Annotated in this window: 11 protein-coding genes, 1 pseudogene and 1 riboswitch; of the genes and pseudogenes, 4 read left to right on the top strand and 8 right to left on the bottom strand. The window is 71.6% G+C overall.

Translation table 11 applies throughout. The annotated features are described in order from the left end of the window. Window positions 1–81: 81 nt before the first annotated feature. Complete coding sequence (locus tag ACQUQD_RS09095; RefSeq protein ID WP_428951522.1) at window positions 82–1038, top strand: LysR family transcriptional regulator; 957 nt, start codon at window positions 82–84, stop codon at window positions 1036–1038. A gap of 2 nt (window positions 1039–1040) precedes the next feature. After that, entirely contained in the window at window positions 1041–1916 is an 876-nt protein-coding gene (locus ACQUQD_RS09090) for a serine hydrolase (protein WP_428957496.1), read from the top strand. A gap of 12 nt (window positions 1917–1928) precedes the next feature. On the opposite strand, the gene ACQUQD_RS09085 is transcribed toward ACQUQD_RS09090, so the two are convergent. Further along, a complete protein-coding gene (locus tag ACQUQD_RS09085; RefSeq protein ID WP_428951521.1) occupies window positions 1929–2984 on the bottom strand; it encodes a hypothetical protein in 1056 nt (351 codons plus the stop codon). 244 nt (window positions 2985–3228) lie between these two features. Here ACQUQD_RS09085 and ACQUQD_RS09080 point away from each other — a divergent pair, with 244 nt between their 5' ends. Together ACQUQD_RS09080 and ACQUQD_RS09075 are read left to right on the top strand one after the other, a co-directional pair. Beyond that, entirely contained in the window at window positions 3229–4740 is a 1512-nt protein-coding gene (locus ACQUQD_RS09080) for a cryptochrome/photolyase family protein (protein WP_428951520.1), read from the top strand. A gap of 71 nt (window positions 4741–4811) precedes the next feature. Beyond that, a complete protein-coding gene (locus ACQUQD_RS09075; RefSeq protein ID WP_428951519.1) occupies window positions 4812–5987 on the top strand; it encodes a spore photoproduct lyase family protein in 1176 nt (391 codons plus the stop codon). Window positions 5988–6063: 76 nt separating this feature from the next. Here the strand turns inward: ACQUQD_RS09075 and metE are convergent, their stop codons facing one another. From metE to ACQUQD_RS09040, 7 genes and pseudogenes are all read right to left on the bottom strand, one after another. Then, a complete protein-coding gene (gene metE, locus ACQUQD_RS09070) occupies window positions 6064–8388 on the bottom strand; it encodes a 5-methyltetrahydropteroyltriglutamate--homocysteine S-methyltransferase (protein WP_428951518.1) in 2325 nt (774 codons plus the stop codon). Window positions 8389–8551: 163 nt separating this feature from the next. Further along, window positions 8552–8775: riboswitch (cobalamin riboswitch) on the bottom strand. 55 nt (window positions 8776–8830) lie between these two features. Further along, a pseudogene (locus tag ACQUQD_RS09065) lies at window positions 8831–8968 on the bottom strand (TerD family protein); the annotation flags it as partial. Window positions 8969–9040: 72 nt separating this feature from the next. Beyond that, on the bottom strand, window positions 9041–10198 hold the full coding sequence (locus ACQUQD_RS09060; RefSeq protein ID WP_428951517.1) for an ROK family protein: 1158 nt from the start codon (window positions 10196–10198) through the stop codon (window positions 9041–9043). Window positions 10199–10313: 115 nt separating this feature from the next. Then, window positions 10314–11813 carry a glycoside hydrolase family 36 protein gene (locus ACQUQD_RS09055; RefSeq protein WP_428951516.1) on the bottom strand — a complete coding sequence of 500 codons (1500 nt, stop codon included), beginning with the start codon at window positions 11811–11813 and terminating at the stop codon, window positions 10314–10316. Between the two features lie 45 nt (window positions 11814–11858). After that, a complete protein-coding gene (locus ACQUQD_RS09050) occupies window positions 11859–13208 on the bottom strand; it encodes an ABC transporter substrate-binding protein (protein WP_428951515.1) in 1350 nt (449 codons plus the stop codon). Between the two features lie 110 nt (window positions 13209–13318). Next, on the bottom strand, window positions 13319–14200 hold the full coding sequence (locus ACQUQD_RS09045) for a carbohydrate ABC transporter permease (protein WP_428957495.1): 882 nt from the start codon (window positions 14198–14200) through the stop codon (window positions 13319–13321). A gap of 20 nt (window positions 14201–14220) precedes the next feature. Further along, window positions 14221–15174: a carbohydrate ABC transporter permease gene (locus ACQUQD_RS09040; protein ID WP_428951514.1), complete on the bottom strand. Its 954-nt coding sequence runs from the start codon at window positions 15172–15174 to the stop codon at window positions 14221–14223. Between the last annotated feature and the right edge of the window lie 214 nt (window positions 15175–15388).

The following is a 15388-nucleotide window of genomic DNA, read 5'->3' as shown; positions in this document are numbered from 1 at the left end:
GAAGGAGAGCAATCCGCCCACCCTTCTGTCCAAGTCTCATATCAATCAAGGATCGATCAGAATCGCATATGATTGCTGATCGTGGACCTGATCCGGCACCTGGAGTGCTTCGTGGCTGTTGCAGAAGAGTCACACTTCGGCCGGGCCGCCGCCCGCCTCGGCATGGCCCAGCCGCCCCTGTCGCAGCGCGTCCAGCGCCTGGAGCGGGAACTCCAGGTGCGGCTCTTCGACCGCACCAGCCGACAGGTGACGATCACCAAGGCGGGCACGCTGCTGCTGCCGGAGGCGCGCGAGCTGCTCGCCCGCTCCGAGGCGCTGCTGGCCACCGCACGCCGGATCCGGGACGGCGAGAGCGGGCTGCTGCGCGCCGCGCTGCCGCCGGACATCGCGGGCGGCACGGTCGCCGCGGTACTGACGTCCTTCCAGGAACGCAACAAGGGAGTCGAGCTGGAGCTCCACGAGCTGTCCACCGCCGAACAGCTCGCCCGCTTCGCCGCCCGCGAACTCGACGTCGGACTCATCCACCACCCCTGCGACGTGACCGGCCTGGAACTCGGCCCCGTGCTGCGCCGCGAGCTCGGCGTGCTGCTGCCGCGCGACGCCCCGGCGGCCTCGTCCACCGAGGTACCCCTCGCCGCGCTCACCGGCTGCGACCTGATCCTCTTCCCGCGCGCCACCGCCCCCGCGCTCTACGACGACCTGCTGACCACCTGCGCCCGCGGCGGCTACACCCCGGCCGCCGTCCGGCACGGGCAGGGCGCCAGCTTCGTCCGCGGACTCGTGCTCTCCGCGGGCGCCGTCGCCCTCGCCCCGCGCGACGCGGCGCCCGCCGAGAGCGACGCCCTCGTGTGGCGGCCCCTTGCCGGAGCGCCGCTGGCCCGGCGGCACTCCGTCGCCTGGCCGCGCGGACACGGCGACGCCGCCGTCCACGCCTTCGCCGACGCGGCCACGCACGCGCTGCGCACCACCGCCGACGCCCTGCCCGACATCCCCACGCGCCCGATGCACCTGCGCCCGGCAGCGGAGTACTGGCTGTGACGATCCGTACCGACTTCCGCGAACGCGTCCGCGCGGCCTTCACCGACGCCGGCGTCACCGGCCGGCTGCACGCCCTCGACATCGACTCGGGCGCTCAACTCGACGTCGAGGCAGACGAGTTGGTGTGCACGGCGAGCGTGCACAAGCTGCCGCTGCTGGTCGCCCTGCACGAGCGGGCGGCGGCCGGCGCCCTCGACCTCACCGAACAGGTCGACTGCCCGCAGGGCGACCGCACCGCGGGGCCCACCGGGCTCGCCGCGATGCTCGATGCGGCCCGCCTCTCGCTGCGCGACCTCGCCTACCTGATGATGGCGGTCAGCGACAACGCCGCCGCGGACCTGCTCCTGGACCGGGTCGGCCTCGACGCCGTCAACCGCACGACGGCCCGCCTCGGCCTCGACGCGACGTACGCCGTCCACACCTTCGGCGCCACGATGGCCTCCATCAAGGAGGATGTCGGCCCGGCCGGCGCCCGCGCGCTGGCCGACCCGCACGTCATCGGGCGGTTGCGCGCCCTCGACCCGGCCCGCTCCAACCGCAGCACGCCGCGCGAGCTGACCCGGCTGCTCGGCGCGATCTGGCGCGACGAGGCATGCACGGCCGAACACGGCGCCGCCATGAGGCGCCTGATGGGCCTTCAGGTGTGGCCGCACCGGCTGGCGTCCGGCTTCCCGTTCGACGACGTGCACGTCGCGGGCAAGACCGGGTCGCTGCCGACGCTGCGCGCGGAGGCCGGAGTCGTCGAGTACCCGGACGGCGGCCGCTACGCCGTCGCCGTGTTCACCCGCACCGCGCAGACCGCGGCCACCCTGCCCGCCGCCGACGCGGTCATCGGCACCGCCGCCCGGATCGCGGTCGACGCGCTGCGCGCCGGATAGGGCCGTGCGGCCTCACGACCGGGTGGCGGTCCCGCACGTCTGGTCCCCGGACGCGCCCGCCCGGGCCTCCATCGGCGCGCTGCGGTCGTACGGGTCGACGGTCGGGCCGTCGGCCGCCTGCCCGGTGCCGAACTCCGGGGTGAGGTAGCCCGTATAGGTGTCGCATCCCGCGTTCGTGGTGTCCACGCTGTTGCGCACGACGGAGAAGGTGCCCGCCTTCGTGCGCACCTTCGCCGGATCGTCCCAGTTCACCACCACTTCGCGGCGCACGATCGTGCGCACCACCTGGGAGCTGCCCCGCTCCGCCCGCACCACCGGATACACGTACGTCACGTCGGTGGTCACCTCCAGCGCACCGTTCTCGCCCTCCCGGTACGTCATCCGCCCCCGCGTCCTGACGACGTCCCCGACGAGCCGCACCTCGGTCCGGTCGAAGCGGCTGAACAGCACGAGCGGGTTGTCCTCCGCGCTCGGCGCGGTCAGCGAGGTGTCCAGGAACTCCTGTTCCCCGGGCTGGCGCGGGTTGATGAACGCGACGGCCTCGTCGGGCCGTTCGCCGCGCAGCACCTTCGGATCCAGGCTGGACGCCACGAGGAAGTCCCGGGTCCGCCGCAGCGCCCGCGCGACCTGCGCCTCGCCCATCCAGCCGGTGGCCCGGGCCGCGGGCACGCCGATCCCGGCCGCCCCGTCGGCCCAGTCCGCGGCGGGCGATCCCAGGAACGGATCCTCCAGCGTGCCCTGTCCGGCCGACGGCACCCTGGCCGGGGGCGCGTCGTCGCCACCCCCGAACCAGCCGGTCACCCGGCCCGGGTCGAGCGCGACGAACACCAGCGCCAGCGCGGCCAGCAGCCCGACCACGTACCAGCCCCGCTTCCGCGCGCGGGGCGGTCGGTGCGTCCGCCACCCCTCCGGCTGCCCGGACTGCTCCTGGAGCCGCCGTGTCACCATGCGGGCGCGCGCCGACGGCTCCTTGGGGGCGTCGGGCACCCCCTCCTCGGACTCTCTGAGGAACCGCTCCCACTCCTCGTCCGACACGGACGAACCGCCCTGATCCCCACCCGAGTTCACGCTGCGCTCCCCGCCGTTGCCCAAGCCGTCCCGCGATGCCGCCCCTCCCCAGGGCAGTCGTCGCCGCAGCATGATCGCACAGGCGTTCCCGGGAGGAAGCCGCCTCGGCGCCCCTCACGCGAGAAGCGGCCCGCCCGGCGTGTGCCGGGTCCGGCCCGCGCCGCCGTGCGCTTTGATCGACGACCAAGGACCCGGTCGGCGCGGCGCGCCGACCGGGCAACGACACATCGATGGAGCGCCCGGCATGACCGACGAAGAGTCCGGCACCCCTCACTGGCTGTTCGGCGATCAGCTCGGCCCGCACTTCGCCGACCCCGCGCGCGGCGGCCCGCACCGGAACGCGCCACTGCTGATGATCGAGGCCCGCAGCGTCTTCCGGCGCAGGCGGTTCCACCGCGCCAAGGCCCACCTGATCCTGTCGGCGATGCGCCACCGGGCCGCCGAACTCGGCGACCGGGTGCGGTACGTCAGGGCGGACACCTATCGCGAGGGCCTGCGCGAGGCGGTGGGGGACGACCCCGTGACGGTCCATCACCCCACCACGCACGCGGCCCGGGACTTCGTGGACTCCCTGGCCTCCGTCCGCGTCCTGCCGGCCCGCGGTTTCCTCATGACACACGACGAGTTCAGGATCTGGGCGGACGGCCGCGGCACGAAACACCTCCGCCAGGAGGACTTCTACCGCTGGGTCCGCCAGTCGCACGACCTGCTGATGGAGGGCGACCGGCCGGCCGGCGGCCGCTGGAACCTGGACCACGACAACCGCCAGCCCCCGCCCCGCGGCGCCACCGACCTGGGCGTCCCCGCGCCCTACCACCCGCGGGAGAGCGACATCGACGCCGAGGTGCGCTCCGACCTCGACCGCTGGGCGCGCGACGGGGACGTCGAGTTCGTCGGCGAGGACGCGCCCCGCTGGTTCCCCGCCACGCGCCGGGAGGCACTCGCCGCGCTGCGCCGCTTCGTCGAGCACCGGCTCGCCACGTTCGGCGCGCACGAGGACGCGATGCTGTCCGGGGACGCGACGATGAGCCACAGCCTGCTCTCCTCGTCGCTGAACCTCGGGCTGCTGGACCCCGCCGAGTGCGTCGAACGGGCCGAGGCCCGGTGGCGTTCCGGCGACGCGCCCCTCAACAGCGTCGAGGGATTCGTCCGCCAGGTCGCCGGCTGGCGCGAGTACGTCTGGCACGTCTACTGGTACTTCGGTACGCGGTACCGCGACAGCAACACCCTGCGCCACCACGCGGAACTGCCCGACTGGTTCACGGAGCTCTCCCCGGAGGGCACCGAGGCGAACTGCCTCTCCCACGTCCTGGAACAGGTCAGGGACACCGGATGGACCCACCACATCCCCCGCCTGATGATCCTCGGCAGTTTCGCCCTGCAGCGCGGCTGGGAGCCGGGGGCCGTCACCGACTGGTTCCACCGCAGCTTCGTCGACGGCTACGACTGGGTCATGGTCCCCAACGTGGTGGGCATGTCGCAGTACGCGGACGGGGGCCGCATGACCACCAAGCCCTACACGTCCGGCGGCGCCTACATCGACCGCATGAGCGACCTGTGCGGCCCCTGCCGGTTCAAGCCGTCCGTCCGGGTCGGCGAGGACGCCTGCCCGTTCACCGCCGGGTACTGGAACCTGCTGCACCGCCACCGCGACCGGTTCGAGCACAACGCCCGCATGGCACAGGCGGTGCGCGGCCTCGACCGCCTCCGCGACCTCGACGCACTGCTGGAGCAGGAGCGCGACCGCCAGGACTGAGAGACCTGTGATGTCCGAGAGCTGAGAGGTGGCAGAGGCCTGAGAGGATGGGCCGCGGAGAGGAACAGCACGTGGATCGGCAGGCGGCAGGACCGGCCTCGGGGGAGCCCGAGCAGGAAGCGCTGTTCGGATGGCAGGACGCCGCCCCGGCACCGGCCCCGCACGGAGCGTTCCGCGACAGTCCGCAGGCGCGCCGGCTGCTCGACATCCGCGAGGTCTACGCGGAGCCCGCGGCCCTCGACTCGCCGCGCGGCCGCCAGATCATGGCCCGGCTGCCCGGCGTGCGCGTCACCGAGGTCGACAGCCACTGGCGCATCCCCTCCCTCCACGGCAACGAAGGCAACGTCGACCGGTGGGTCCGCGTCAAGACCGAGACGCTCGTGCTCGGGGTCAAGCACACGCTCGCCACGCGCCCCAACGGCAGATCGGCCGACTGGATCGCCCCGGGCACCTCCAACGGCTGCGCGATGGCCTGCGCCTACTGCTACGTCCCCCGTCGCAAGGGCTACGCCAACCCCATCACGCTGTTCACCAACATCGAGGCCATCGTGGCCCACGTCCGGCGCCACGTACGGTCCCAGGGCCCCAAGACGGAACCCAACCAGTGCGATCCGCAGGCCTGGGTCTACGACATCGGCGAGAACGGCGACTGCTCCGTCGACGCCCTCGTCTGCGACAACACGGCCGATCTCGTCGCCGCGTTCCGCGGCCTGCCGACGGCCAAGGCGTCGTTCGCCACCAAGTTCGTCAACCCCGACCTGCTCGCCCTCGACCCCCAGGGACGGACCCGGGTGCGGTTCTCCCTCATGCCCGCCGACGACTCCCGGCTGCTGGACATCCGCACCAGCCCGATCGCCGACCGGATCGCCGCGGCCGCGGACTTCCTCGACGCCGGATACGAGATCCACTTCAACCTCTCGCCGGTCGTCCTGCGCCAGGGATGGCAGCGCGACTGGGCCGAACTGCTCACCCACCTCGACGACGTCCTGCCCGCCCGGGTGAAGGAACAGGCGGCGGCCGAGGTCATCATGCTGACGCACAACCAGGCGCTGCACGAGGTCAACCTGGGCTGGCATCCCCGCGCCGAGGACGTGCTGTGGCAGCCCGCCGCCCAGGAGACGAAGCGTTCCCAGAACGGCGCCCTCAACGTCCGCTACGCCCACGAGATCAAGCAGCGCTCGCTCGCGCGGCTCGGTGAACTGCTGGCGGCGCACGCGCCCTGGCTGCGCGTCAGATACGCGTTCTGACCCTCCCCCTGGGGACGCGGACCCGTGCCGGGCCGGGGCGCAGGGATGCCCACGGCCCGGCACGGGCGTGCCGGCGTCAGGACGTGGTCGACCCCAGCTCCGCGCGGACGGTGCGCGCCGCGGCGACGAGGTTCTCCAGGGAGGCCCGGGTCTCGGGCCAGCCGCGGGTCTTCAGGCCACAGTCCGGATTGACCCACAGCCGTTCGGCCGGGATGGCCTCGAGTCCCGCACGCAGCAGGGCCGCCGCCTCCGCCACGCCCGGTACGCGGGGCGAGTGGATGTCGTACACGCCGGGTCCCGCCTCCCGCGGGTAACCGTGCCCCGCCAGCTCGTGGGCGACCTGCATGTGGGAGCGGGCCGCTTCCAGGCTGATGACGTCGGCGTCGAGGTCGTCGATGGCCTGGACGATGTCACCGAACTCGGCGTAGCACATGTGCGTGTGGATCTGGGTGTCCGGACGCACACCGCTGGTGGTGAGGCGGAACGCCTCGGTGGCCCAGGCCAGGTAGCCGGCACGGTCGGCGGCGCGCAGCGGCAGCGTCTCGCGCAGCGCGGGCTCGTCGACCTGGATCACCGAAGTCCCGGACGCCTCCAGGTCGTTCACCTCGTCCCGCAGCGCGAGAGCGACCTGCCGAGCGGTGTCCCCGAGCGGCTGGTCGTCGCGGACGAAGGACCAGGCGAGCATGGTGACCGGCCCGGTGAGCATGCCCTTGACGGGGCGGTCCGAGAGGGACTGGGCGTACGCGGTCCAGCGCACCGTCATCGGCCCGGGACGCGAGATGTCGCCGGCCAGGACCGGCGGGCGCACGTAACGGGTGCCGTACGACTGCACCCAGCCGGCCTGCAGGGCGAGGTAGCCGGTGAGCCGCTCGGCGAAGTACTGGACCATGTCGTTGCGCTCGGGCTCGCCGTGCACGAGGACGTCCAGGCCGGTCTTCTCCTGGAAGGAGACGACGTCGCGGATCTCGTTCCTGATGCGCTCCTCGTACGCGACCGTGTCGATACGGCCCGCCCTCAAGTCGGCCCGCGCCGCGCGCAGTTCACCGGTCTGCGGGAACGAGCCGATCGTCGTGGTCGGCAGCAGCGGCAGGCCGAGGTGGGCGCGCTGCGCGGCGGACCGCTCGGCGTACGACGGAGAGCGGCGCCCGTCCGCGTCCGTGACGGCGGCGGCGCGGGCCCGCACGTCCGGGTCGTGCGTGATCGGGGATCCGGCCCGCGACGCCAGGTCCGCCCGGTTCGCGGCGAGCTCCGCCGTGACGCTGCCGGTGCCCTGGGCCAGACCCGCGGCGAGGGTCGCCACCTCGGCGGTCTTCTGCCGCGCGAAGGCCAGCCAGCGCAGGATCTGCGGCTCGATGTCCCGCTCCAGCGACGCGTCCAGCGGGACGTGCAGCAGCGAGCAGGACGGGGCGACGTCGACCCGGTCGGCGAGGCCGAGCAGGGTGCCGAGCGTGGTGAGGGACCTCGCCAGATCGTTGATCCAGACGTTGCGGCCGTCGACGACACCGGCGACCAGCCGCTTGCCGGGCAGCCCGCCGACGGCCGCGAGGGCGTCGAGGTTGGCGGCCGCCGAGCCGGTGAAGTCGAGCGCCAGACCGTCGACCGGGGCCTTGGCCAGGACCGGCAGGGCGTCGCCCAGCCGGTCGAAGTACGAGGCCACGAGCAGCTTGGGCCGGTCGGCGAGAGCACCGAGGTCGCGGTAGGCGCGGGCCGCCGCGTTCAGCTCGGCCGGGGTGCGGTCCTGGACGAGGGCGGGCTCGTCGAGCTGCACCCACGGGGCCCCGGCCGCACGCAGCTCGGTGAGCACCTGCGCGTACACGGGCAGCAGCCGGTCGAGGAGGGTCAGCGGGTCGAAGTCGGCGGCGACACCGGGCGCGGGCTTGGCCAGCAGCAGATACGTGACCGGACCGACGAGGACCGGCCGGGCGGCCAGCCCCAGGGCGAGCGCTTCCTCGAACTCCGTGACCTGCTTCGTGGAGTCAGCGGTGAACACCGTGTCCGGCCCCAACTCGGGCACCAGGTAGTGGTAGTTGGTGTCGAACCACTTCGTCATCTCCAGCGGCGCGACGTCCTGCGTGCCACGGGCCATGGCGAAGAACCCGTCCAGGGCATCGGCGTCGAAAGCGGCGCGGTGGCGCTCGGGGATCGCGCCGACCATGACGCTGGTGTCGAGGACGTGGTCGTAGTACGAGAAGTCGCCGGTCGGCACTTCGCCGATGCCCGCGCCGGCCAGCTCCCGCCAGTTCGTGCGGCGCAGTCCGGCGGCGGTGGCACGGAGGGCGTCGGCGGTGACGCGGCCCTTCCAGTAGCCCTCGATCGCCTTCTTCAGCTCGCGATTCTGTCCCTGGCGGGGGTAGCCGTACACGGTGGCCCGTGCTGCCGCGGCCGCGGTCCTGGTGGTCACGGAGATCTCCTTCGAGAGACGTATCCCTGGGATCCCGGAGACCGACGCGGCCGGAAAGGAGTGACAGACCGGCGGCACGGTCCCGCGCGCCGGGGCGCGGTCGTCCGTCCGGTGTGTACGCCGACCCGCCCTCGAGGTCACCGAGATGTCCGCGCACGCGTCGTACGCGCACGGGCAGATGGCAGGTCTTCGGACTCGCGGGCACGTCCTCCGATCCGGAGGACACCTACTGGCCGTCGCTTCCCAGGTCCCGTTCGTCGGGACCCAGTGCGTATGACGGCGGTCGTTCCCACTCACCGCTGCGGGGCAGTCCCGGATTCCCACCGGGTTCCCTCTTGCGACGCTCCCGCCTGGCGGACGGGGCGAACCAGCTGCACGGGCCAGCCTACGGGGCGGGGGCCGCTCGGCGCCAAGCGGCCGGGGCCACGACCGCGGCGCCGCCTCAGCCGGCGATGTCGACGCCGTACCCGAGGGCGAGCGCGTCGAGACCGTGGCCGTAGCCCTGCCCGACGGCACGGAAGCGCCACACGGGGCCGCGGCGGTGGAACTCGGCGAGCAGCAGGCCGCGTTCGGTGGTGGCGCACACCCGACCCCGCTCACCGGCACAGAACGGCACGGGCCCCCGAGCGCGACCTGATCCGCCGGACCGGCCCTAGCCCCGTGGAGCCGTCGGTGCCGCAAGCCCGTCGCTCAGCAGGCGGCTGTCGATCTCGTCGAGGGCCAGACGCAGCGCGCCCAGGGCCACGCTCTCGTCGCCGAGCGTCGAGGTGCGCAGCTCCGGCAGGCGCAGGCAGTGCTTGGTCAGTTCTCGGCGCAGCGGCTCCAGGATGACGTCGGCGGAGCGGGAGAACCCTCCGCCGTAGACGACGACCTCGGGGTCCAGGGCGAGAACGAGGGCGGCGACCCCGACCGCGAGGTCCCGGGTGTAGCGGCGTACGGCGGCCCTCGCGTCCCGGTCACCGTCCCGGGCCGCCTGGAACACCCAGGCCGCGATGTCGCCGGCCGCCGCCGTCTCCGGTACCCCGGGGCAGGAGGCGAGGTGGTCCGGAGCGGCGAGCCAGCGCACGGCCTTGAGCGCGCCGATCTCGCCCGCGGCGCCGCCGTGTCCGCGGCGCAGGGTGCCGTCGAGGATGAGGCCGGCGCCGGTACGCAGCCCCGCGAGAAGGAAGACGATGTCGTCGGCGTCCTGGGCGACGCCCTTCCAACGCTCGGCGACGGCGGCGAGCTTGCAGTCGTTCTCGACCTGAATGGGGCAGGTGAAGCGGGTTGCCAGATGAGCGGCCGGGTCGGCGGTGCTCCAGCCGGGGAGAGGAGTGAACAGGGTGGTGCGGCCGCTGGAGTCGACGGGGCCGGTCACACCGATCGTCACGGCCCAGATGTCGGCCGGCGTCATGGCGACGCCGCGCAGCACCTCGTCGATGACCTCGTCGACCGACGCCAGCCGAGCTTCGGGCGCGGCCTCAGGGTCGACCGGTCGGCGCGTGCTGCGGACGATGTTCCCCTCCAGGTCGCTCAGCATGACGAGGATCTTGTGGACGCCTATGTCGATGCCGAGTGCGTGACCGGCGGTGGCCCGGAACCGGAAGCGCCGGGCGGGCCGGCCGACGACGCTGCTGGCTTTCGGCTGCTCGACCTCGGCCCACCCGTCGGTCACCAGGGACTGCACCAGCACGTCGACGGCGGGCCGGGACAGCCCGGCCCGGCCCGCGAGTTCAGTGACGGTGGCGGGTGGGTTGCCGCGCAGCGCCCACACGATCGACAGTTGGTTCATCTCGCGCATCCGGGACAGGTCTGTTCCGGTCGTCGCCATGCTGGTGCTCCCTGGTGGGGTCTGCGGGCCGCTGCTGAATAATGCTGAGCAGTTTACTAATTCAGGGCGGCCGCCGTACGAGGATCGTGGATCGCTCCCTCGCGACGGTCACGGATCAGGCGATCGGATAGCGCTGTTCCGTGTCCGGAGCGACGGCCGGGCCGAAGTCGATCTCGCGCCCGTCGATCGCGAAGCGGTACCGGCCGAGCCTGCGCACCTCGGGGCGGTGCGCCAAGTACGCCGTCATCGCCTCCAGTTCGTCCGGGTGCAGCCAGCCCGGCGGATCGGACACCGCACGGAAACCGCAGACGTCGGCGAGGTCGCGCAGCCAGCTCTGCTGCTGCTCGGTCAGCAGATTGAGGCGGCTGCGGAAGTACACGACGTCCGGGTCGACCTCCAGCAGGGGCGCCTGCCACAGCCGGTGCACGGTGTTGACGACGGCGTTGCGCGCCAGGGCGTCGGAGGGGTCCTGGGTGGCGTAGTGCTCCCACAGGGGTGCGACGTCGGGGCCGCTGCGGATGCCGTCGAGCAGTCCGAGGGAGGGCAGCAGGGGTGCGCCGCTGCCGAGGAGATAGGCGTCCGGGCCGGCCTCCTCCCGGATGATGCGCAGGCCGATCCGGTACGCCTCCTCGCGGCCGACGTCCTCGAACCGGGCCCCCGGCACCGCGCCGGCACCGATGAAGTCGATCTTCAGGTACGTGAATCCCCAGTCCCGGCTGACCCGGCGCATCATCTCGCGCAGATGCTCCTGTGCGGCGGGCAGTGTGAGGTCGAGCGCCCAGTAGCCGGTGCCCCAGTTGTGGCCGGCCGTCACCGGGGCGCCGTCGCCGTCCCGCAGCAGCAACTCCGGCCGCTCGTGGGCGACCTGCGCGTCGGGGTGGACGATGAACGGCGCGATCCACAGCCCGGGCCGCAGCCCGGCCTCCGTGATGCGGTCGGCCAACGCACGCATTCCGGAGGGGAACTTGGCGTTGGCGTGCCAGTCGCCCACCCTCTGCTCCCAGCCGTCGTCGATCTGGACGACGTCGAAGGGCAGGCCGCGCAGGGCGGTGATGTCCTTGGTGAGCTGCTCCTCGGTGATGTTCTCGTAGTAGGCGTACCAGCTGCACCACACGTTGCCCGCGCGCTTGTCGCTGTGGCCGAGTCGGTCGGCGAGGTGCCGGGCGTAGGCGGCGAAGACCTCGTCCTCGGTGCCGTACGCCAGGAACCAGGGGGCTCCGCCGCGCTCGTACCAGCCGACCAGCGCGTCCCGGTCGGCGGTCAGGCGCGGGATGTCGAGGCCGAGCGCGCCGAGCAGCAGCACCTGTCCGTCGGCTCCCTGGAGGGCCGCGACGGCGGAGGAGTGGTGGCGCGCCGGGTCGTCCCACACGGTGTCGTCGGCGGTCAGGCGGCGTTCGGCGCTCTCGATGCGCAGCGGCGGCTCGGACAGACGGCGCCAGCCGCACGGGCTCCAGGAGTTGTGTCCGTGCCGGTAGAACAGCGCGTCGCCGAGGCCGTGCAGCAGGGCCACGCGGCCGGGCGGCAGCAGCAGGCCGCCGTCGACGGGCCGCGGCGGGGCGTCGCCTTCGAGCTCGACGGCCAACGTGAGGCCGCCGAGATCTGCGAGCTGGGCCATGGATCTCCTTGCTTCATGGTGAGAGGTGCGGACGGAAGCCGGTCACTACTTGAAGAGGCCGTTGACCTTGTCGTTGGCCGACTTGAGGGCGCTCTCCGGCTTGGCCCTGCCGAGGATCACCGACTGGATGGCGTCCTGGACGATCGGGCCTATTTCGGTGCCGTGCTCGGTGACGGGCAGCTGGAACGTGACGTTCTTGTCGGCCACCGCGTCGGTGAAGACGTGGACGTCGTCACCCTTCGCCTTGTGCGCGGCGAGCGCCTTCTGGGTGGCGGACTTCAGGGCCGGGAACACGACGGCCCGCTTGGCGACGAGATTCTGGCAGTCGGGTGAGGCGAGGAACTTGACCCACTTCCAGGCCTCTTCCTTGTGCGGAGTCCCGGCCCAGATGGCGTCGGACAGTCCGTTCACGGCGCTCTTGCGCCCTTCCGGACCGGTCGGCAGCGGGGCGAAGGCGAACTGCTGCTTCAGCTTGGCGTCGGTGAACGTGGAGATGGTCCAGGAGCCGGCGACCATGATGGCGCCCTTGCCCGCGGTGAGCAGTTCGGAGTTGGCGACGGTGGACTGCTTGTCGAACCGCGGCGCGTAGCCCTTGTCGATGAGGTGCTTGAACCAGGCGATGGTCTCGGCGAGCTTCGGGTCGTCGTACTTGTACTTCGTGCCCCACGGGTTCTTGTCGAGGTACGTGAAGCCGTTCGCGGCGGCCAGATCGCCCCAGCCGTTCTGCCCCTGCGACCCGTCGGCCCACTCGGGAAGGAACCCGTACGTCTTCACATGGCTCTTGTCGAACTTCGGGTCGAGTCCGTTGCGGCCCGCGGCGTCGACGGTGGCCTTGGCGATCGCCTTCTCCAGCGTGCCGCCGTCGTCGGCGTTCCACGTCAGGGCGTCGAGCTCGGCGGCGTCCACGCCCTGCTTCTTGAGCATGCCGGTGTTGTAGACGAGCGCCATGGTGTCCCAGTCCTTCGGCAGTCCGTAGCGCTTGCCGTCCTTGACCCAGGTCTCGGCGAGACCGGACTGGTAGGCGGACAGGTCGACCTTGTCCCGCTCCACGAGCGGCTGGAGGTCCATGAGCTGGTTGCTGGTGGCGAACTGCGGATAGTAGGAGGCCTGGTCGGTCCAGACGTCCGGCGCCTCGCCGGACGTCAGCTGCGTGGTGAGGTTCTGCCAGTACTGAGCCCACGCCGTCTGCGTGATCTTGACGGTGATGTCGGGGTTGGCCTTCTGGAAGGCGTCGGCGCAGTCCTGGTAGGCGGGCAGCTGCTTGTCGTCCCACAGCCAGTAGTTGATGGTGGTCCTGCCTCCGGCCGTGTCGTCGGAACTCCCGCAGGAGACGAGGGTGGACGTGGCGGCCAGGCACAGCAGGGCCGCGCCGGCGCGCAGGTGCTTGGGACTCATGACGAGGAGCCTCTCTGACTCGTACGAGGAGGGAAGTCGTGCGGCGTGGGGGAGCTCGTGCTGTGTGGGGGAGTGACACTCTTGAGGGGGCAACGGCCCCGGCATCGGGGCTACTTGATGCCGGTGAAGTTGAGCGACTCGACCAGGCGGCGGCCGAGCACGATGAGCAGCACCAGGACGGGCAGGACCGACAGCGCGGAGCCGGCCATGAGTCCCGTCCAGTCGGGCTGGGTGTTGGGGGACTGCTGCTGGAAGATGCCGAGGGCGACGGTGAGGACGCGGGTCTGCTCGTCACGCCCGGTCAGCAGCGGCCACAGGTAGTCCTTCCAGGCCCACACGGTGGTGGTGAGTCCGATGGTGATCAGCGGTCCGCGGCTCATGGGCATGACGATCTTCCAGAAGACGCCCCAGGCGCCCACGCCGTCGAGCACGGCCGCCTCCTCCACGTCGCGCGGGATCGACAGGAAGAACTGCCGCAGGAAGAAGACCGCGAAGGGCGTCATGAGGACGCTCGGCGCGACCATGCCGGCGAAGGTGTTGAGCCAGTCGAGGTTCTTCACCAGGACGAAGTTGGGCAGCACGGTGAAGATCGGCGGCACCATGAGCGCGGCGATCAGCACACCGAACACCGCGTCCCTCCCGGGGAAGCGCAGCCGGGCGAAGGCGTAGCCGGCCATGGCACAGAACAGCGTCTGCAGGACGGCGATCAGCCCGCTGTAGACCACGGAGTTGAGCAGGTAGCGCAGGAAGTCCACGTGCGCCCCGGACCCGCCGGCGGCCCGTGCCTCCTCCTCACTCGTCAGCCCGAGGACCCGCAGGAAATTGATCATCGTCGGGTGGTCCGGTACGAGTCCGGTGGCGTCGGTGTAGATGTCGGCCGCCGGGGTCAGGGCTGTGCGGATCATCCAGTAGAACGGGAAGACGGTGACGACCAGCGCCACGGTCAGGGCGGCCCACGCGGCGATCCGGCCGGGCGAGACCTTGATGGACATGCGGTTCACGGTCTGTCTCCTCAGGCCAGGTCCGAGCGGGAGGCGCGCAGCAGGCGCATCTGCACGGCGGTCAGGACGCCGAGGACGACCGCCAGGACGACCGCCACGGCGGACGCGTAGCCCATGTGGAAGTTCGTGAAGGCCTGTTCGTAGATGTAGAAGTAGATGACGCGCGTGGCGCTGACGGGCCCGCCCTTGGTGGTCACCGCGATCGTGTCGAAGATCTGGAACGAGCCGATCAGGGACACCACGAGGACCAGGGCGAGGACCGGGCGCAGCAGCGGCAGCGTGATCTTCGTGAACATCCGCCACTCGCCGGCCCCGTCCAACGAGGCGCTCTCGTAGAGGTGTTGGGGCACCTGGAGCATTCCGGCGTACAGGAGCAGCGCCGTGTACCCCGTGTATGCCCAGGTGTTGACGGCGGCGACGGTCGGCATGGCCCAGGTCGGTGAGGTGAAGAAGCCCGTCGTGCCGAAGCCGAGGGCGTCGAGGATGTGGTTGACGAAGCCGAGGTTGGCGTCGAGCATCCACATCCACAGCAGGCCGACGGTGACATTGGGCACCAGCCACGGCACCAGCAGCAGCGCGCGCAGCGCCACCGACCGGGTCAGGCGGTGCATGAGGGTGGCCAGGAGCAGGCCCAGCAGTGTCTGCGATCCGATGTTCAGGACGACGTAAGTGCCGGTGACCTTCAGCGCGTTCCAGAACTGGTCGTCACCGATGAGGTGTTGATAGTTGTCCGCGCCCGTGAAGGCGGGCGGCGAGAGCAGGTTGTAGTCGGTGAGCGAGTAGTAGATGCCCCGGATGGTCGGATACGCGTAGAAGAGCGCGAAGCCCACCAGTGCGGGTGCCAGGAACAGCCAGGCGGCCTTGCGGTCGTCACGATGGCGGCGCCGCCGGGCCGGGGCCGGGGTGCCTCCTCGCGCGGTGTCCGTGCTCCTGTCCGGTGGCGCAACTGCCGTGTCCGCGCCCATGGTTCCCCTCCGAACGGATCTGCGCCGCACCTCTTGTCAGTGGGGCACCGTGGACACATATTGATGAGCAGCAGCGAAACTTTGTCAATGCTGTCCCATAAAAAACCGCGGTCTCGGCCTCGCGGGACCCCAGGGAGAGACGGCGAAGACGAGTCGCCGAGCGGCCCGCCCGAAGAGAAAACCCCACGTCAAGCGGGAGTTGGGTGGGGCCGTT

It is taken from the genome of Streptomyces sp. cg35 (genome assembly GCF_050410835.1).
Lineage (GTDB): Bacteria > Actinomycetota > Actinomycetes > Streptomycetales > Streptomycetaceae > Streptomyces.
Note: the sequence above shows the minus strand (reverse complement) of the source record. Positions and strands in the feature narration are given on the sequence as shown.